The sequence below is a fragment of the Duganella sp. Leaf61 genome, from assembly GCF_001421905.1.
Lineage (GTDB): Bacteria > Pseudomonadota > Gammaproteobacteria > Burkholderiales > Burkholderiaceae_D > Rugamonas > Rugamonas zoogloeoides.
On record NZ_LMLM01000030.1, the window covers coordinates 209,091 to 227,829 of the forward strand.

Genomic DNA, 18,739 nt, shown 5'->3' on the forward strand with positions numbered 1-18,739 from the left:
CAGAACCCCGGTGCGCCGGGGTTTTTCTTTTGCTGCCACCGTGCCGCGCTCCACCCTTCGAACAGGAGTTCGCCAAGATGATAGTCCCATCGCGCGCCGCCGCCTTGCTGCCACTGCTGGCGCTGGGCGCGTGCTCCAACAGCATGCAGCCGCTCGAAGCGCACCTCGGCGATGATGGCATCTGGTCGCTGGTGATCGTCAAGCCGGGCACCACGGGGGACGACGGCATCGAACACCTGCTGCTGCGCAGCAGTACATTTGACGTGATCAATTCGGCCGCAACCCTCGCCAAGCTGGTGGAAAAGGTGCCGGCGGACTTTGAAGCGCTCGATTGCGTTGCAGTGGAACATGCCAGCGTGCTGACCACGCGTTCGCGGGTAACGCAAAGGAAAATCATCAGCTTCGGACGCCAGAGTGTCCCTTCTGCAACAATTTAACAGTTTCTGCAGATCAATTTTTTATCTATACTGTTGGTGATCGACACCCTTCTACCATCAGCTTATGGCTATCGGTCAGGCAATTCGAAGATGCTGTATCGCTGGCGGCAACTGACCAACAGGAGCATTGACACAATGAGCAATCAAAACGCCTCCGGGCAGGAGAGCATTGAAGTTGAGGACAAACCGGTTACAGAAGCGCTGTCCGGGGTTGAGCAGGCGCCACGCGGGCCGGAAGATAACAGCGGCAGCGGTGAGGCAAAAGCCGAGAGCGGTACTGAATCCAAAGTTGAAGGCAATGCTGACGCAATAGCCGGTGTTAAAACCGATGTTAAAGCCGATGGCAATGGTGACGCCAAGCCTGACGCCAATGCCAATATCAATGTTGAAGCCAAACCTGACACCAATGTCAAACCTGACATCAAGTCAGATGCAACACCTGCAACAGTCGTCACGGTGGAAGACAAGGCGGCAAGCACGCCCGTCACCAAGTCCCTCGAGGAAGAAGAGCTCGAACTCAGCAAGCAAGAGAAAAAGGAGCGCCTCGCCGAACGCAAGAAGGAACTCGCGCAACGCGAAAAAGAAGCCAATGACCGTCGCTCGCAGTTGATCAAAGCGGTGCGGTTTTCGGCCCCGGCCATCGACAAGGCGCTGGTCGACAAATTTGAAGCGCTCAGCATCGACAGTCATGCATTTGCCGCCAAGGATGTCGTCAAGCTCATGACCAATGACGCCAAGCTGCCGGAAAAGGTGCTGGACTTTTTCGATCTCAACCTGGCGCAGCGCGAAGATCTGCTCGACCGGATCGGCTACTACAAGGGCATCGTCATCGATCACAGTGCCGCCAACCCGGTGGAGACCGGATTCCGGGAAGTGCTGCAAAGAACGCGCGTCGCCAGCAAGCTGAGCAAGCACGGCGGCAACCTGGTCACCGGCATCCTGTATCGCAAGCCGAATTTTTCGGGTTACCACGAGAATTACTACACGTCGTCGGAGTCGCTGCACCAGGTGCAAAAAAATGGCGTGACCGACATCAAATCCTCGCTCAGCGTGGCCGGAGGCAAGGCGGCGTCGGTCGGCGTCGGTGTGTCCGGCTCATCCCATGAGTCCAACAGCTCGAACAGCGGCACGGTCAAGAAAAAACTGTACATCACGGCCAACTATTTCCTGCCCAAGATAGAGCTGTCTTTCGACGATAGCTTCCCTTGCGCCAGCGATGAATTCGAGGCTGCCTGCGAAGAAGCGTTGGCTACTTCGACGCCAGAGAGCCGCTTCGAGGGACTGGTTGCCGTGCTCGGCAAATTCGGGCAGTTCGTCGCCACCCAGACACTGGTGGGTGGCCGCCTGTTTGCCACCAGCGTCAAGGAATTTTCCGGTAACGAATCGCAGGAAGAGATGGTTCAGCGCTACGCCGCCCGTATCAAGGTCGCAGCGGAAAGCGTGACGGCGTCGTTCGAATCCGACACCAGCGTTGAAAAAAGCAACCAGACAAACGACCGCGACAAGGGGCGCAATGAACAACAGTCGGCGACCATCCATGGTGTGGGCGGCGAAGGCGCAGTGGTGGAACAGGCCGGCCGCTGGGCCGAGTCGCTGTACGACTACCGGCGCTGGGCCGCGGTACAGCGCGAAAACCTGATTCCGAGTATCGACCTGCTCAACAAAAAATTGCGTGCGCGCGTGTGGGATGCACTGGGTACCTTCGCGGTCAAAAATACCGCGCTGCACCTGGTGGGCGAATACAAGGCCTATTTCCTGTTCTACGGTCGCTACGACGTCGAAATCGGTCAACTGACCCGGCACGATAACGTCATCCTGAAGAACAAGGGTAGCGAGCGTTGCCTGGCCGTGCTGGGCGAGACCCCGCTTAGCGGTGGCGTGATCGGCAAGCCGTTCGAATGGAGCCAGCAATTGCTATGGCGGATCACGCCAAACGGCAACATCGTCAGCACCATCCCGGTCAGCAGCGGTTTCCCGGGACGCAAGCAAGCAGTCGATTTCGCGCTGACCGTGGTGGGCAAAGTGCCTGAAAAGGACGCTGCGCGGCCACCAACGCTGGCCGTTGAACTGCGTGAACTGGGCAGCGGCGCCAACCAGGTGTGGGATTTCACGGGACGCGGCGAACTGCGCAATGCCGCTTGCGGCGCCGGTTATGCGCTCAGCATGCCGCTCGACCACAAACCATCGCTCAAGCTGGTGGGCGATGGCAAAGACGATACGACCATCTGGAGCGTGCGGGAAGCGGCGCCCGAAGACATCGCCAAAATGGAGGCGCATAAAGCGTACGGCAAACTGGTCCATCCGTCCGGGCTGGTACTTGCCATCGACGGCTACGAGGACAGCGCCAACACGTTTGCCTTGGCCGACCGGCGCCGCGTATTGCTGCAACCGGACAATGGCAGCAAGCACCAGTTGTGGCACGTGCGCAGCGATGGCGTGATCATCTCGGCATTGACCATCGGATCGAACAATTCGTCCATGACCGCCGATGTCTATCTGGCCCTGGCCGACGACAAACGGGTATACGCCCAGGGCGAAAGCATCGCTGCAAAAGTGTTCAAGACCGACGACAAGGGGCGCGCACATGTCCTCGACGCTGCGCAAAAGGCGTTGTATGCCGGTGCGGTCGTGGCCAAACCCGCCTCCGGCCAGCGCGTGACGGTGATGGAGGGACACGGCGATGCGCTGACCTTCACCGCCATGCCAGCCGATACCCGGCCGATCACCTACTCCACCGGCACGGCGGTCAAGTCAGACGGCTGCTACCGCCTGAAGACCGTCGACAAGCGCGAACTCAAGATCGACGGCTATCTGACCGGCATCGAGTTCGTGCTCGAGCAACGAAATCCTGGCAGGATATTCAAGATTGATGAATATTTCCGCATGCGCATGCGCCTGTCGGTCGTGCGCAAAGCCGGCGCCACCACCATGGAATTGAAGGATGAACCTGACAACGACACCGACCGCGATTTCGTGTCGGATGCCGATGGCGTTAGCGACATTCGTGTCGATGAGCGCTTCCTGCTGCTGCCGGAGGGGCCGATTTACTCGCTGCGCCTGCATACCGGCGGCAAGAAGCGGCTCGCGTTCGAATATCGGTTGGTGGAAAACGGCCCGTGGATCGGCCTGTCCGACTCGGACGATCCGACCCAGCCCCTGAACGTCAACCTGCTCAACGTGGGTTCCGCGCTGGACGCCGCCGCCAGTGGCACCCGGGTGGTCGGGGTGGCGCTCGAATACGATGCCAGCGCCCAGCTCCTGAAACCAAAACTGCTGCGCAAGCTGCTGAGCTAATTGGTCGTCAAGCCGGGATTCTTGATTTGCATCAAGGAAACCGGCTTTATATCGATGGGACAATGCGTGCCGTGCAAGACCTCTTATCCGCGCGCACGCGCACCTGGCGACAAGGACCACCGATGGCAAAATATTTCAGCCGGCTGTTCGGCAACGACGACTACCGCATCCACGTGATGCAGGACGATGCACCGCATCCGATCCGGCGCCACCTGCAACCGGCACGCCGCGACGAGCTGGTGCAAGCATTATTCGGCACCGGACCGGCGCGCAGCGTCAAACGCAAGCGCGTCAGCCGGGCCGGCCGCTGACAATCGACGCTGTCAGGCGTCGATCTTCTTGCTGATCGCCTTGCCAGCGATTTTCACATTCGTGAGCACCAGGTTTTTCACGTTATAGGCAAACCACGGCTGCTCCGCGTTGCGCGGGGTGCCGAAATCGCAATTGGTGATGGTGATGTTGTCGAGCGGGAGCGTGGGCTTGCCGGCCGGTCCGTTGTAGGTGCCGGCCACCGGTCCCAGGATCACGAACGCCTGGAAGCACGAGTGCTTGCCGGTCGGCGTTTGCACATCGGAGACGCGCAGGTTCGAGATGTGCACGTCGGAGACCTCGGGTGGGCGGATACGCACGCTCTCGTCCACCGGCGTGTAGTCGCAATCGATGGTGATCACGCCGCCGGCCGTGGTGTGCGGCACCGCCGGCAGCTCGGTGCCCGGCAGTTGCGAATAAGTGCGGCCGATGGTGGCCACGCCGTTGGGCAAGGTGCAGTCGCGCACGTAGAAGTGGCGCAGGAAGCCGCCACGGTTCATATTGGTCTTCATGCGGATGGCGGTATTGAGGCCCGACGTCTGCCAGTACTTGTTGCGGAACTCGAGGCGCTGCGCATACACATGCTCGATGCCGCCGGCCATCTCGCTGCCCAGCGTCATGCCGCCATGGCCGCTGTTCATCACGCAGTCCTGCACCAGCACATTGCGGGTGGGGCCGAACTGGATGTCGCGGTTGCGGCCCGCCTTGATGGCGATGCAGTCGTCGCCCGCGTTGAACTCGCAGTGTTCCACGAACACCGTGTCGCAGGCTTCGGGGTCGAAGCCGTCGCTGTTCGGGCCCTGGCTCTCCATGCGCACCTTGCGGATATGGACATTGCGGCAGTTGACCGGGTGGTGCTGCCAGAACGGTGTGGCGGTCACCATGTAACCCTGCAGCAGCACATCGGTGCAGCCGATGAATTCGATCATGCTCGGACGCAGATAGTGGCCCACGCCGAACACGCGCTTGGCCACCGGCACGCCGGCTTCCGACAGCGCCGGCAGATAGCGTACGTCGGCGCGGAAGCTCTGGCGCGTCGCTTCGATCATCTCGCGGTCATGCGCGGGCAGGTTGGGCGCGACCTCGCTCATCGACTTGGGATTGCGCTCGTTGACGGCGATCTCGGTCTGCACGCTGCCCTTGTTGTGGCGGCCCTTCCAATCCCACCAGCAGCCTTCGCCGTTCTCGAACGGCACGCCGCCCTGGCCGTTCAATACGCTGGTCCAGTCCTCGCCGGTGAGGGCGATGTTGGTCTGGCCGTAGGCGTACACCAGCGGCGAATAATTGAGCACGTCGTTTCCCTGCCAGCGCGAAATCGACAGCTTGCCATTCGGGCCGCAATCGATGTCGCCGTACTTGGCAAAGTCGGCCGGGTTGGCGCTGAAATAGACGTGGGCGCCCGCCGCCAGGTACACGTGCACATTCGAGCGCAGCACGATCGGACCGGCCACGTACCAGTCGCCTTTCGGGATCACCACGCGCCCGCCCCCGGCCTTGTGGCAGGCGGCAATCGCCGCAGTAATGGCGGGATAGGCGTCGGGCGAACCGCGCACCGGCGACGGTACGTCGGCTTTTTCGGTGTAACGGATGGTGGCGTTGACCTTGGCCGTTTGGCAGGGTTTGGCGCCGAAGGCGGTGATGACGAAATCCTCGTCGCGGAATTTGAGCGGCTTGGCGAATTTCTGTTCGATGTCGCGTGCGCGCTGCCAGGGGTCGGCAGCCATTTTTTTATCCTCGGCGCTGGCCGTGGCATGCAACAGCGCCGCCGGCACACTGGCCGCCGCCATCATGCCTGCACCGCTGCTCATCAATACGCGACGTTTTTGATCAATCTCCACCTTCATGGTCTGGTCTCCGTGGTTAGCTATTTGCCCGGATTGTTCCGGATCTGGCACTGCGGGACCATTCTAGCAAGGTTTCAAGGTGGTTAGACCACTTTATATCTGGTCTAACCACATCGGTGCAACCAAACAATCGCAGCGGTGATCAATTACCGCTCAACGCTCCGCCAGTACGGGATAAGTCCAGCGTGCGCGATCGAGGTACGGCGAGCGTGCCAGCCACCAGCGCAGGCGCGCCTGCGGATCGCCGGCCAGCGTGGCGTCCGCCGCCAGCGCTGCGGCAAAGCTGGTGCGCAGGGCCGGATCGGCTGCCATCATGCGGTCCGCCATGGGCGCCAGCAAGTGGCGCGGCAATTGCGATTCAAGCGGCAGGGCGTTATCGAAATGGCCGGTGGCCAGGAACGAATCGTCGCTCTCCGGCTCCAGCAGCGCCGCCGCCAGCAAGTGAAATGGCTGATCGCGCGGAACCCGCACCGAACCTGCCGGCAGCGTCCACTGCTTTTGCGCGCGCAGCATACCGGTGCGGTCCTTGCCGCTGGCCAGTTGCACCGTCTCCAGTGTCAACGTGCGCGGCGCCTTCAATTCCTCCACCACGATGCCGTGGCGGCGCAGCGCCGCGATCATGCCCTGCTGTTCGGCGCCGATCCACCACGCCGCCGGCAACGTCACCTCTCTGGTCGAGCGCACGCCGAAGACCGGCATGGCGATATCGACCGGCTCACCGGTCCAGCGCCGCTCGCGCACTCCGGACGCCGGCGACAGGTACGAATCGTAACGATAGCCCTTGAAGGTTTTGACTTCGAGCGGCGCAGTCTCCTTCTCCCAGCGCACCAGCAACTGCGCCGGGCGCGCAGCGCGGTCGCGCGCCTTGGCGGCTGCGATGCCCTGCCCTTCGCGCGCCACGGTCTTGAGTGACTGTTCGAGCAGCACATACGTGCCCAGCACCCGGCGTTTATACGGCTTCATGGCGTGGTTTTCGACCAGCACTGTCGGAATGCCGACAAAATCGCCATAGCCGGTCGAATAGCGCGGCCCTTCGGCGCTGATGCGCAGCCCCTTCTCGGGCGCATCTTCGTCCACCCAGCTCGGATAGATGTCGGGCGTGTGACCCTGCGCGGTGAGCGCCGCGTTGACGTCGGCGTGATAGGTGGTCATCAGCCAGTCGGCGGTCGCGCGCGCGCGCGCATAGGTGCCCCAGCCGGCAAAGGTGTAGGTCACGTCGTACTGGTAGTCGATGCCGTCGCTCACGTGCACGTCGATGTACAGTGCCGGATCGAACGTTTGCAGCAGCTTGACCACGGCCGCAATCTCGGGCGACTGCAAGCGCGCGTAATCGCGGTTGAGGTCCAGCCCCTGGCCGTTGGTGCGCGCGCCCCTGGTGTCCGGGCCGTGCTGGTGCGGGCGGCCGATGTCGCTGGCGTTTTCATGGCCGTCAACGTTGAGGATCGGGATGAACACCAGGTCCACCGCGTCAAGCAGGTCGTCGCGGCCGCGCAGGGCGATATCGCGCAGCAGCATCAGGCCCGCATCCTTGCCGTCGATTTCGCCCGAGTGGATGCCGGCCTGGATCACCACCACCGGTTTTTTGGCGCCAGGCTTCCTGGCCAGCACGTACACCAGGTCGCGCCCCTGCAGGCTTTTGCCGAAGGTGTGCAGCGACAGCAGCTTCGACGTTCCCGCCAGCGTGCGCAGGTAGTCCAGCGTTTGCGCATAGCTGGGCGAAGAACGAAAATCGGAACGCTCGGCCGGTGTGGCCAGGCGGTCGGCAGCCGATACGATCAGCTGCTCGCTCTTGCCGTTCCACGGCGCGGCAGGTGGCAGCACTTGCGGCGCTGGTGCGGCGGAGGTTGGAGCTGCTGCGTACAGCGAGGTGATGAAAAACAGCGATCGAAACAACATGTGAAGGTTCCCGGTTATATAATGAAGGCCTGTCCGGGCCGTCGTCCGGCGCCGAGGAACAGAATCGAATGGAACGAAATACCCGCCAGCGCACCGCCATCCACCAGTGCATCACTGCCGCAGGGCGCCCGCTCGCGCCGCAGGAAATTCTCGAACACGCTCAGCAGGCCGTGCCGGGCATCGGCATGGCCACCATCTACCGCAATATCAAATCGCTGCTGGAGTCGGGCGAGATCGCCGCCGTGTCGCTGCCCACTGGCGGCGACCGTTACGAAGTGGCCGGCCACGGCCATCATCACCATTTTCACTGCCGCGCGTGCGACAAGGTGTTCGAAGTACACGCCTGCCCCGGCGACATGCAGAAGCTGGCGCCCAAGGGCTTCCAGCTCGAGTCGCACGAGCTGACCTTGTACGGCCTGTGCGACCAGTGCAAATAGATTAATCGGTCGCGCAGCTCTTGCAATTGCCGTGGTTGCGGCGATGCGCGACAATCAGCAGCAGGCTGCTGCAAATGGCCAGTGCAGTCTCCCAGGCCTGGCCGAACAGCGGCCCCACCACGTACACCGCCACGATAAACGCTGCCAGGCCGGCAGCGCCCAGCAGCAGCGCCACCGGTTCGCGGTGCTTGATAAAGCCCGGCAGCAGCGCCACGATCACCGGTATCGTCACGCCCAGCACCAGCAGCGAATGTACGGAATCATGTTCGTGGCCCAGGCCCAGCATGGGAAACGCTGCCAGCAGGAACGGCATCGCCACGCAATGCACCAGGCAGATGCCTGATGCCGTCATGCCCGCGTAGTCGCCCCACCGGATCAGGTATTTCATCATCAAAACGACACGCGCACGCCGGCGGTGACATTCCGGCCCGGCAGCGGGGCCGAGTTCTTGATGAACGACGTGTGGCTGTACGCCAGTTCGTTGGTCAGGTTGTTCAGGCGCGCATAGATCTGCGCCGGCATGCCGCCGAGGCGCAGCGTGTAGTGCGTACCCACGTTGAGCATGTTGTAGCCGGGCGTGGCGCCTTCGAAGTCGGCGACCTTGTCCTGCTTGTTCACGCGATAGAACTCCACCTGGCCGTGCAGCTGGCCCAGGTTGCCATCGACGCGGGCGCCCAGGCGCGCGGCCGGAATGCGCGGCAGGTTGCGGTCGCCGCCGGCGCTGTCGAAGCGCGCACGCACGTAGTCGCCGAACACGGTGGCCTCGAACGCTGGCGAGAACTTGTGTTTCACTTCGCCTTCCAGGCCGGTGAAGGTGGCGTCGCGCTGGGCGTATTCGATCAGCTGGAAGCCTTCGAAGTTGTCCAGCGTACGGGCGTAGATATAGTTATCGACCTTGTTGTGGAAGGCGCTCAGCGAGAACGTGGTGGCGCCCGCATACTTGCGCAGCGTGAGATCGACGTTGTTCGAAGTTTCCTTGTCCAGGTCCTGGTTGCCGATCTCGTAGGTGCTGGTCGCCATGTGCACGCCATTGGCATACAGTTCCTCGGCGGTGGGCAGACGGTGCGCGCGCGACAGCGACGCGCGCAGCGAGTACTCGGGCGCAAACTTCCACACCGCGCCCAAGGCGACCGACGTACCGCTCACATCGTGATCGCGCAAGCCGGCCTGGTTGACGGTGATGTCCTGCCACTCGTGGCGGGCGCCCGCTTCGAAGCGCCAGTCCTGCAGCTTGTATTCCTCGGTGACATACACGGCATTTTTCTTGGTGATGGTCGCCGGTACGTAGGCTTCCTCGCCGTCGGCGACGAAATCGCGCTTGGTCGTTTGCACGCCCACCACGCCGCGCCAGCCGCCCAGCGGTGCGTGTTCCGCTTCCACGCGCACGTCGTGCGCCTTGTTGCGGAAGCTGGTCGCCACTTCGGTCCCTTCCAGTTCGTCGTGCTGGTAGTCGGTGAGCGAGGCGCGCAGGCGCACCTTGGTGATGCCGGCCACCGGCGCGCGGTATTCACCGCGCAGGTCCCAGCGGTTGCTGTCGAGTTTTACGGTGGGGATCGCGCCTTCCTCGTGTTCGTGGTCGTGATCGTGGCCTTCTTCCTCTTCGTGCTCGCCGCAATGCAGGGTGGCGCCATGCGGGTGGCAGCCTTCGAATTCGTGGCTGTGGCCGGGAATGCCGTAGCTGGTGCGCTCCTTGGTGTAGGCCAGGCCCAGGTAGCCGTTGGCGCCGATCCACGACACGCCCACGCTGCCGGTGTCGGTGTCCTTGAAACTGCCATCGACGGTGCGGCCTTCGCTCCATCCCTTACCGACCTTGTAGGCGTCGGCTTCGCGCTTGACGCCTTCGGCGTGGAAGGCGAAGCTGCCGGCGCCGCCGGTCACTTCGAATGCACCCGCTTTTTCACGTGCGACCGAGTTGGCGCGCAGTTCGGCGCTGCCTTCCAGGCCGTTGACTGGAATCGCGGTCGGAATCTTGCGGTCGATGATGTTGATGGTGCCGCCTACCGCACCGCCGCCATAGGCCAGCGCCGACGGACCGCGCAGCACTTCGATGCGCTCGGCCAGCATCGGCTCGAACGCCACCGCGTGATCGGGGCTGATGGTGGAGGCGTCCTGGATTTCCGCGCCGTCCGACAGGATTTTGACGCGCGGGCCGTCCATGCCCCGGATGATCGGGCGGCTGGCGCCGGCGCCGAACTGGCTCGACGAAATGCCGGGCTGACGGTTGAGGGTCTCGCCCAGGGTCGATTCGCGCATGCGCACCAGCTCATTGCCGCCGATGGACGTCACCGGCGTGATCATGTCGTCGCCGACCACGCCCAGCGCGCTGGCCGAGACGATCACGGTCGGCACCGACTCCGGATCGGCCGCCAGACGGCTTTCGGCCTGAACCGGGGTTTGGGCGTGGGCCAGCGGGAAATGGCTCAATGCCAGCGTGATGGCCAGGGCGATCGGGGTGCGGTTGCTGCGAAAAACGGACATGGGAAGTTCCTTATCGATGCTTGATAGTCGGTAATGATAAGTCATTATCATTAAACACTCAAGCGTTACGTGTATCCCGTACGTCGATATGGTCCGCCGGCCAGCGCAACTCGAACAGCGTGCCGCCCAGGGCAGACGGCCGGCACGCCGCCTGGCCGCCGTGCGCCTTGGCGATGGCGCCCACCACCGCCAGACCGAGGCCGCTGCCGCCGCTCTCGCGCGAGCGCGAGTGCTCGCCGCGCTGGAATGCCTCGAACACGTGCAGCGCCAACTCGGGTGCAATGCCGGGTCCCTCGTCCTCCACCCGCAAGGCGCACATGCCGTCCGCCACGACGGCGGCGATGCGCAGCCGGCCCGGCGTGGCGTGGCGGCGGGCATTTTCCAGCAGCGCCAGCAAGGCCTGGCGCATGCGCATCGGATCGCACAGTACCGGCTCGCCGTCCGCGACCACCTCGATGCGGAAGCCCGACGCCTGCAAGGCCGGACCGGCCAGTGCGATCACGGTGGCGATGTCGCCGGCCAGGTCGGTCTCCACCCGGTGCAGCTCCAGGTGGCCGCTGCCGGCCAGCGCCACGATGCGCAAGTCCTCGATCAGCCGGCCCAGTCCCTCGACATGCGTGAGCAGGCTGCGGAACTGCGCCTGGTCCGGCACGAACACGCCATCCGTAAATCCTTGCAGGCGGCCACGCAGGATGGTGACCGGCGTGCGCAGTTCGTGGGCGATGGCGGCATTCCAGAAGCCGCGCTCCTGCTCCATGTGCTGCAGGCGTTCGGCCATGCTGTTGAAGTCTTCCACCAGTTGCGAGGCTTCACCGATCGGGCGATCATCGACGGCAGCGCGCGCGGCCAGGTCGCCGCCAGCCACCCGCCGCAGGCTGGCGGCAACGGCGTTCAGCGGCGCCAGGATGCGGCGCGACAGCTTGCCCGCCACCGACACGGCAATCGCCAGCGAACAAAGGGTGGACACGCCCATGTACGCCCACTCCTCCACGCTGGGACTGTAGTCGTGCGGGTTGGCGAAGAACTCGGGCTGGTAGCGCAGCAGCAGCGCATACAGGATGTAGGAACTGATCTGCACCAGCAGGATGATGCCCAGCACCAGGAGCGACATCGAAATGGTGATCTGCCGACTCAGGCCGCCCTTGATCTTCATGCACCGCCTCCCAGCCGATAGCCCACGCCACGCACGCTCTCGAGCAGGCCGGTGGCGCCGGCGCCCTCCACCTTCTTGCGCAGCTTGCTGAGGTGGCTGTCCACGGTGCGCTCCAGGGTTTCGCCTTCGGGCAGGCAGGCGGCCAGCAGTTCGGCGCGGGTAAATACCCGCTTGGGCGCGCGCGCCATGTGCGCCAGCAGACGGAATTCGGTGATGGTCAGCGCCAGCACCTGGCGGCCGGCCACGCCGCACACAGCCGCTTCATAATGTTCGAGATCGACCTCGATGCCTTCGGCGCGCAGCAACTGGTGCGGCTGCGCCCCGCCCTGCAAGGTACGCCGCAGCACCGCCAGCGTGCGCGCCACCACCTCGGCCGCGTTGAACGGCTTGACGATGTAGTCGTCGGCGCCGATGCGCAGGCCGGTGAGCTTGTCGATATCCTGGTCCATCGCGGTGAGCATGATGACGGCAGTGTGACCGCGCCGGCGGATTTCGGACAGCACCGCCCAGCCATCGAGCCGGGGCATCATCACGTCGAGCAGCACCAGGTCGGGCTTGAGCGCATGGTGCATATCGAGCGCGGCCTGGCCGTCGGCGGCGTGCGCCACGCGCAGGCCGGAGCGCGCCAGGTAGGCCATCAGGATCTGGGCGATTTCCGCCTCGTCCTCGGCCACCAGCACCAGCGCCTGGGTGGAATCCGGAGGAGCTTCCATAGTGTCGTGAGGTTTTTGCATAGGCGACCATGATACCGCCGCCCGGCGCGCGTTTGCCAGTGCGGAAAAATATCGTTCGCCTCCACCGAATCTCCACACTTCCCCCATCGAACTTGCATGTACGAAGCGTAATCTCGCTGCACGACCACCTGAATAAATAACCTATGCATACCCTGTTGAAGAAATCGCCGTTGATGATCACGGCCGCACTGGCCCTGGCCGCATGCTCCGAACAAGGCGCCGCGCCGCCGGCTGCGCCGCCACCGGCAGTCACCGTGGTGGCCCTGAAGCCGGCCGCCGTCACCCTCGACGACGACCTGCCCGGCCGCGTGGCGGCGCTGCGCACGGCCGACATCCGCCCGCAGGTCGGCGGCATCGTGCTGCGCCGCCTGTTCGAACAGGGCGCCGAAGTGAAGGCCGGCCAGCCGCTGTTCCAGCTCAACCCGGCGCCGTTGAAAGCGGAGTTCGATTCCGCCGCAGCGTCGCTCCAACACGCGCAGGCCACGCTGGCGCGCACCACGCGCCAGGCCGAGCGCCTGCAACCGCTGATCGACGCCGACGCCATCAGCCGCCAGTCGTTCGACGACGCCGTCTCCGAACGCGACCTGGCTGCCGCCAATGTGGCGCAGGCCCGCGCCGCGCTGGAACGCCGCCGCCTGGACCTGGCGTTTACCACCGTGCAGGCGCCGATCTCGGGCCGCATCGGCTCCGAGCTGGTGACCGAAGGCGCGCTGGTGGGCCAGCTCGACACCAACCCGATGGCCCGCATCCAGCAGACCGACCAGGTGTACGTGGACGTGCGCCAGCCGGCAGCGATGATCGCCTCGATTCACGCGCTGGGCGCACGCGCAGCCGATGGCGTGGCCGTCACCATCCTCGACGCCGACGGCAAACCGCATGCCGCCAAGGCGCGCGTCCTGTTCTCGGACATGAGCGTGGACGCCGGCACCGGCGACGCCACCCTGCGCATCCTGGTGGACAACGCCGACCGCGCGCTGCTGCCCGGGATGTTCGTGCGCGCGCGCATTGCCCGCAGCGCCACGTCGAACGAACTGATGGCGCCGCAGCAGGCGGTGCAGCGCGGCGCCGACGGCGAAGCACTGGCCTGGACGCTCGACAAGGACCTCAAGGCCAGCCTGCGCAAGATCGAAGTGGGACCGGTGGTGAACCATCAATACGTGATCCGGTCCGGCCTGAAAAGCGGCGACGTGCTGGTGGTCGAGGGCCAGGAACGGCTGCAGGACGGCCTGCAGGCGGCGCCACAACCGTGGCAGCCGGTGGCGTCGAAGACGGCGCAACGCTGATCGCACAGGAAAATACCAGCCATGTCTCAATTCTTTATCAACCGCCCCATCTTCGCCTGGGTGGTCGCCATTTTCATCGTGCTGTTCGGACTGATTGCGCTGCCCAACCTGCCGATTGCCCGCTTCCCGTCGGTGGCGCCGCCCAGCGTCACCATCAGCGCCGTGTATCCCGGCGCCTCGCCGCAAACCATGAACGACGCGGTGGTGGCGCTGATCGAGCGCGAACTGTCGGGCGTCAAAAACCTGCTGTACTACGAATCGTCCACCGACACCTCGGGTTCGGCCTCGATCACCGTCACCTTCAAGCCCGGCACCAACCCGGAGCTGGCGCAGGTCGATGTGCAAAACCGGCTCAAATCGATCGAGCCGCGCCTGCCGCAGACGGTGCGCCAGAACGGCGTGACGGTGGAATCGGCGTCGTCCGGCTTCCTGATGATCATCAGCCTCAATGCCGATGCAAAGGACGGCAAAGGCGCCGATGCACTGGAGCTGGGCGACTACCTGTCCCGCAACGTCATCGAGGAACTGCGCCGCGTACCCGGCGTAGGCAAGGTGCAGCTGTTCGGCGCCGAGCGGGCCATGCGGATCTGGGTCGATCCCGAGAAGCTGATCGCCCATAACGTTTCGATGGGGGACGTGACCGCCGCCATCGCCGCGCAAAACGTGCAGATCGCGCCTGGCCGCGTGGGCGACACGCCGTCCGTGCCCGGCCAGCGCGTGACCACGCCGCTCACGGTGCAGGGCCAGCTGCGCAATGCGCAGGAATTTGCCGCCATCGTGCTGCGGGCGGGCCGCGACGGTTCGCTGGTCACGCTGGGCGACGTGGCCCGGGTGGAACTGGGCGCGCAAAGCTACAACTTCCAGGCGCGCGAAAACGGCGTGCAGTCGGCCGGCGCGGCAGTCTCGCTCTCGCCCGGCGCCAACGCCGTGGCCACGGCTGCCGGCATTCGCGCACGGATGGCGGAACTGGCCAAATCGATGCCGCCCGGGATGGCGTATTCGGTGCCGTTCGATACCGCGCCGTTCGTCAAGATCTCGATCGAAAAAGTGGTTACCACGCTGGTGGAAGCCATGGTGCTGGTATTCCTGGTCATGTATCTGTTCCTCCAAAAAGTGCGCTACACGGTGATACCGGCCATCGTCGCGCCGATTGCGCTGATGGGCACTTTTGCCGTGATGGCGGTGGCAGGTTATTCGATCAATGTGCTCACCATGTTCGGCATGGTGCTGGCGATCGGCATCATCGTCGATGATGCCATCGTGGTGGTGGAGGCCGTGGAACGGCTGATGGCCACCGAGCGCCTGTCGCCGCACGAGGCGACGTCGCGGGCGATGAAGGAAATCAGCGGCGCGGTGGTTGGCATCGCGGCGGTGCTCACCGCCGTGTTCATCCCGATGGCGCTGGCCGCCGGTTCGGTGGGCGTGATCTACCGCCAGTTCACGGTGGCGATGGCGGTAGCTATCCTGTTCTCGGCATTTTTGGCGCTCACGCTCACGCCGGCGCTGTGCGCCACCATGCTCAAACCGATCGGCCCCGAAGACCATGTCAAAAAAGGTTTCTTCGGCTGGTTCGACCGTGGCTTCGACCGCATGACGGCCCGCTACGCGGCCGGCACCACCGCGCTGCTCAAGCGCGGCGGGCGCATGATGCTGCTCTATGCGGCGATTGCCGCCGCCGTGGCCTGGGGCTTTACCCGCCTGCCGTCCGCCTTTTTGCCGGAAGAAGACCAGGGCTATTTCATCACGTCGTTCCAGCTGCCGTCCGACGCCACCACCGGCCGCACGCTCGATGTGGTCGAACAGTACGAGCAGCACGTCGCCAGCCGTCCCGGCATCGACGTCAATCAATCGCTGCTGGGCTTTGGCTTCTCCGGTTCCGGTCCCAATGCGGCCATGGCCTTCACCATGCTCAAGGACTGGCCGGACCGCGACGGCGCCAGCGCCCAGGAGGAAGTGCTGCACGCGCAGATGGCGATGGGCGCCGCGCGCGAAGGCATGATCATGTCGGTGCTGCCACCGGCCATCGATGAACTGGGCAACTCGTCCGGCTTCGTGCTGCGCCTGCAGGACCGCGCCAACCAGGGCGCCGCCGCGCTGCAGGCGGCGCAAAACCAGTTGCTCGGACTGGCGGCGCAAAGCCCGTTGCTGGGCATGGTCTATCCGGACGGCTTGCCGCCCGGCGCCAGCGTGCGCCTGGAAATCGACCGCAAGAAGGCCGAAGCCCTGGGCGTATCGTTCGCCGCCGTGAGCGACATGCTTACCACTGCCACCGGCTCGACCTATGTGAACGACTTCCCCAACGCCGGCCGCATGCAGCAGGTGATCGTGCAGGCCGACGCCTCGGCGCGCATGCAGCTCGACGACCTGCTGGCGCTGCGCATCCGTAACAGCGACGGCGGCATGGTGGCGCTCAAAGAAATCGTCCAGCCGGTGTGGCAGCAAACGCCGCTGCAACTGGTGCGCTTCCAGGGCTACCTGTCGAGCCGCATCAGCGGCGGCGCCGCGCCCGGCGTCTCCAGCGGCGCAGCGATGGCCGAGATGGAGCGCCTCGCTGCGCAACTGCCGCCCGGCTTCGGCGTGGCCTGGGCCGGTCAGTCGCTGCAAGAGAAGGAATCAGCCGCGCAGGCGCCCCTGCTGATGGCGCTGTCGATGCTGGTGGTGTTCCTGGTGCTGGCTGCCCTGTACGAAAGCTGGGCGATTCCCGTCTCGGTGATGCTGGTGGTGCCACTGGGCCTGCTGGGCGCGCTGCTGGCGGTGGGCTTGCGCGGCATGCCGAACGATGTGTTCTTCAAGGTGGGCATGATCACCATCATCGGGCTGTCGGCCAAGAACGCGATCCTGATCGTGGAGTATGCACGCCAGTTGCACGCAGAGGGCAAGGGCCTGGTGGAAGCGGCCATCGAAGCGGCGCGCCTGCGCCTGCGGCCGATCGTGATGACATCCCTGGCCTTCACGCTGGGCGTGGTGCCGCTGATGCTGGCCACTGGCGCCAGCGCCGAGACCCAGCAAGCTATCGGCACCGGCGTGTTCGGCGGCATGGTGGCAGCCACCGTGCTGGCGATTTTCTTCGTTCCGGTATTTTTCGTAATGGTAGTGGGCGGCGCCGAGCGCCTGGCGCGCTGGCGCCAGCAGCCATCTGCCGCACCCAAGCTCGAGGAGCAAGCGCCATGATGCGCCATAAACTGATGACTGTCTTCGTGGCCGGCGCGCTGTCGGCGTGCTCGCTCGCGCCCCCGCTGGAAAAGCCGGCGCTGCCGGTGGCGGCCAGCTATGACGCTGCCTCTGCCGCCTCATTTGATTCGAACGCCGGCACCGGCGCAGACGTGGCCTGGCGCACCATGCTGCCCGATCCGCGCCTGCAACAGCTGGTGCAACTGGCGCTGCTCAACAACCGCGACCTGCGCGAAGCTGCACTCAATGTCGCCGCAGTCCAGGCCCAGTACCGGGTCGAGGACGCCAACCGCCTGCCCAAGGTCGATGTCGCGGCCGGCGCCACGCGCCAGCGCGTGATCGGCACCAACAGTGCCGGCGGCTTCCAGCCACGGACGATCGAGGAAAGCAGCAATGCCGGCCTGGCGATCAACGCCTTCGAGCTCGATTTCTTCGGCCGACTGCGCTCGCTGTCGGACGCCGCCTTCGCCCGCTACCTGGCCTCGATGGAAGGACAGCGCGCCGCGCGCCTGACCCTGATCGCGGCCGTGGCGGACGCCTACCTCGAACAGCGGCTGGCGCAGGAGCAGGCGCAGCTCACGGAGCGCACGCTGGACGACTGGAGTCAGTCGCTCGCGCTCACCGAGCGCCTGCACACGGCGCAGCAGCGCAGCGGCATCGACCTGGCCCAGGCGCGCGGCCAGGTGGCGACGGCGGAAGCGGACCTGCAGGCGCGCGAACGCGCGCTGCGGCTGGCGCACAACAACCTGGAACTGCTGGTGGGCGCCGCCATCCCCGCCGACCTGCCCGACGGCGCGCCGCTGTCGCAACAACCGGTGCTGACCACCCTGCCCGCCGGCCTGCCATCGGACCTGCTGGCGCGGCGGCCGGACATCATCCAGGCCGAGCACGCGCTGGTGGCCGCCAACGCCGATATCGGCGCCGCCCGCGCGGCGTTCTTCCCGCGCATTTCGCTCACCGCACAACTGGGCTTCGCCAGCCCGGAGATCGGTGGCCTGTTCCGGGGCAGCCAGCGCAACTGGTCGTTCGCGCCGCAGCTGACGCAACCGATCTTCCACGGCGGCCAGCTGCGCGCCGAGCTGCGACTGGCCGAAGTGCGCAAGTCGATCGCGGTGGTGCAGTACGAACGGGCGATCCAGTCGGCCTTCCGCGAAGTGGGTGACGCGCTGGCCGGCAGCCAGACGTACCGGCTGCAAATCGACGCGCAGCAACGGGTGGTGGACGCGGCCGAACTGCGCGAGCGGCTGTCGAAACTGCGCTACGGCGCCGGCCAGGACAGCCGCCTGGAACTGCTCGACGCCCAGCGCCAGTCGTACGCCGCACAGGGTACCCTGCTCGACCTGCGGCGCGACCAGTTCCGGTCGGCGGTGGCGCTGTACAAGGCGCTGGGGGGTGGCGCGGAGGGCTAGTTCGGTGCCGGCGGCGGATTGCGCACCTGCTCCAGCAGCGCCAGCGCCGCCTGCTCGGCCGCGCCTTCGGCCTCCGCTTCGGTGCCGAATACCTGGTCGGCCGCCACGCGCTGGCGCGCATGAATCACATTCAGGTGCATGGGCGTGGCGGACGGCGCCGAGATGGCGACAAACGCGCCCCACTGGTCGCTGCCCTCCAGCGGCTCGGCCATGTATTCGACCTGGTACTCATCGATGGTTTTGATCGGCATAACGGACCTCCAGAACGTTGAATGGCCAATATAACCGCAGTGT

At 65.0% G+C, this 18,739-nt stretch carries 14 protein-coding genes; 7 read left to right on the plus strand and 7 right to left on the minus strand.

The annotated features are described in order from the left end of the window. Positions 1-77: 77 nt before the first annotated feature. From ASF04_RS21120 to ASF04_RS21130, 3 genes are all read left to right on the plus strand, one after another. A complete protein-coding gene (locus ASF04_RS21120; RefSeq protein ID WP_056146353.1) occupies positions 78-437 on the plus strand; it encodes a hypothetical protein in 360 nt (119 codons plus the stop codon). A gap of 135 nt (positions 438-572) precedes the next feature. Then, a complete protein-coding gene (locus ASF04_RS21125; protein WP_162241464.1) occupies positions 573-3,731 on the plus strand; it encodes an MAC/perforin domain-containing protein in 3,159 nt (1,052 codons plus the stop codon). A gap of 122 nt (positions 3,732-3,853) precedes the next feature. After that, positions 3,854-4,042, plus strand: coding sequence for a hypothetical protein (locus ASF04_RS21130; protein WP_056146359.1), 189 nt, complete (start codon positions 3,854-3,856; stop codon positions 4,040-4,042). A gap of 12 nt (positions 4,043-4,054) precedes the next feature. On the opposite strand, the gene ASF04_RS21135 is transcribed toward ASF04_RS21130, so the two are convergent. Both ASF04_RS21135 and ASF04_RS21140 read right to left on the minus strand, forming a co-directional pair. Further along, positions 4,055-5,884, minus strand: a complete 1,830-nt coding sequence (locus tag ASF04_RS21135) for a glycoside hydrolase family 28 protein (protein ID WP_056146362.1) — start codon at positions 5,882-5,884, stop codon at positions 4,055-4,057. A 153-nt stretch (positions 5,885-6,037) separates the two neighbouring features. Further along, positions 6,038-7,780 (minus strand): M14 family metallopeptidase, encoded by a 1,743-nt coding sequence (locus ASF04_RS21140; RefSeq protein ID WP_056146365.1) that lies wholly within the window; start codon positions 7,778-7,780, stop codon positions 6,038-6,040. 68 nt (positions 7,781-7,848) lie between these two features. On the opposite strand from ASF04_RS21140, the gene ASF04_RS21145 reads away from it, so the two are divergent. Then, positions 7,849-8,217 (plus strand): Fur family transcriptional regulator, encoded by a 369-nt coding sequence (locus tag ASF04_RS21145; RefSeq protein ID WP_019920021.1) that lies wholly within the window; start codon positions 7,849-7,851, stop codon positions 8,215-8,217. Position 8,218: 1 nt separating this feature from the next. On the opposite strand, the gene ASF04_RS21150 is transcribed toward ASF04_RS21145, so the two are convergent. From ASF04_RS21150 to ASF04_RS21165, 4 genes are read right to left on the minus strand one after another with little or no spacing between them, the layout of a single operon-like run. Beyond that, positions 8,219-8,605 carry a MerC domain-containing protein gene (locus ASF04_RS21150; protein WP_227012008.1) on the minus strand — a complete coding sequence of 129 codons (387 nt, stop codon included), beginning with the start codon at positions 8,603-8,605 and terminating at the stop codon, positions 8,219-8,221. Positions 8,606-8,607: 2 nt separating this feature from the next. Beyond that, positions 8,608-10,695, minus strand: coding sequence for a TonB-dependent receptor domain-containing protein (locus ASF04_RS21155; protein WP_056146371.1), 2,088 nt, complete (start codon positions 10,693-10,695; stop codon positions 8,608-8,610). Between the two features lie 58 nt (positions 10,696-10,753). After that, positions 10,754-11,848, minus strand: a complete 1,095-nt coding sequence (locus ASF04_RS21160; protein ID WP_056146374.1) for an ATP-binding protein — start codon at positions 11,846-11,848, stop codon at positions 10,754-10,756. Beyond that, on the minus strand, positions 11,845-12,561 hold the full coding sequence (locus tag ASF04_RS21165) for a response regulator (RefSeq protein WP_229205151.1): 717 nt from the start codon (positions 12,559-12,561) through the stop codon (positions 11,845-11,847). The genes ASF04_RS21160 and ASF04_RS21165 overlap by 4 nt, the downstream gene beginning before the upstream one ends. Positions 12,562-12,725: 164 nt before the next feature. Here ASF04_RS21165 and ASF04_RS21170 point away from each other — a divergent pair, with 164 nt between their 5' ends. The 3 genes from ASF04_RS21170 to ASF04_RS21180 are packed head-to-tail and all read left to right on the plus strand — an operon-like array spanning position 12,726 to position 18,445. Then, positions 12,726-13,865, plus strand: coding sequence for an efflux RND transporter periplasmic adaptor subunit (locus ASF04_RS21170; protein WP_056146380.1), 1,140 nt, complete (start codon positions 12,726-12,728; stop codon positions 13,863-13,865). 21 nt (positions 13,866-13,886) lie between these two features. Continuing rightward, complete coding sequence (locus ASF04_RS21175; RefSeq protein WP_056146383.1) at positions 13,887-17,036, plus strand: multidrug efflux RND transporter permease subunit; 3,150 nt, start codon at positions 13,887-13,889, stop codon at positions 17,034-17,036. Continuing rightward, entirely contained in the window at positions 17,036-18,445 is a 1,410-nt protein-coding gene (locus ASF04_RS21180) for an efflux transporter outer membrane subunit (protein ID WP_056146626.1), read from the plus strand. The genes ASF04_RS21175 and ASF04_RS21180 overlap by 1 nt, the downstream gene beginning before the upstream one ends. Here ASF04_RS21180 and ASF04_RS21185 read toward each other — a convergent pair. Continuing rightward, positions 18,442-18,696, minus strand: a complete 255-nt coding sequence (locus ASF04_RS21185; protein WP_056146385.1) for a hypothetical protein — start codon at positions 18,694-18,696, stop codon at positions 18,442-18,444. The two genes, ASF04_RS21180 and ASF04_RS21185, sit on opposite strands and share 4 nt — an antisense overlap. Between the last annotated feature and the right edge of the window lie 43 nt (positions 18,697-18,739).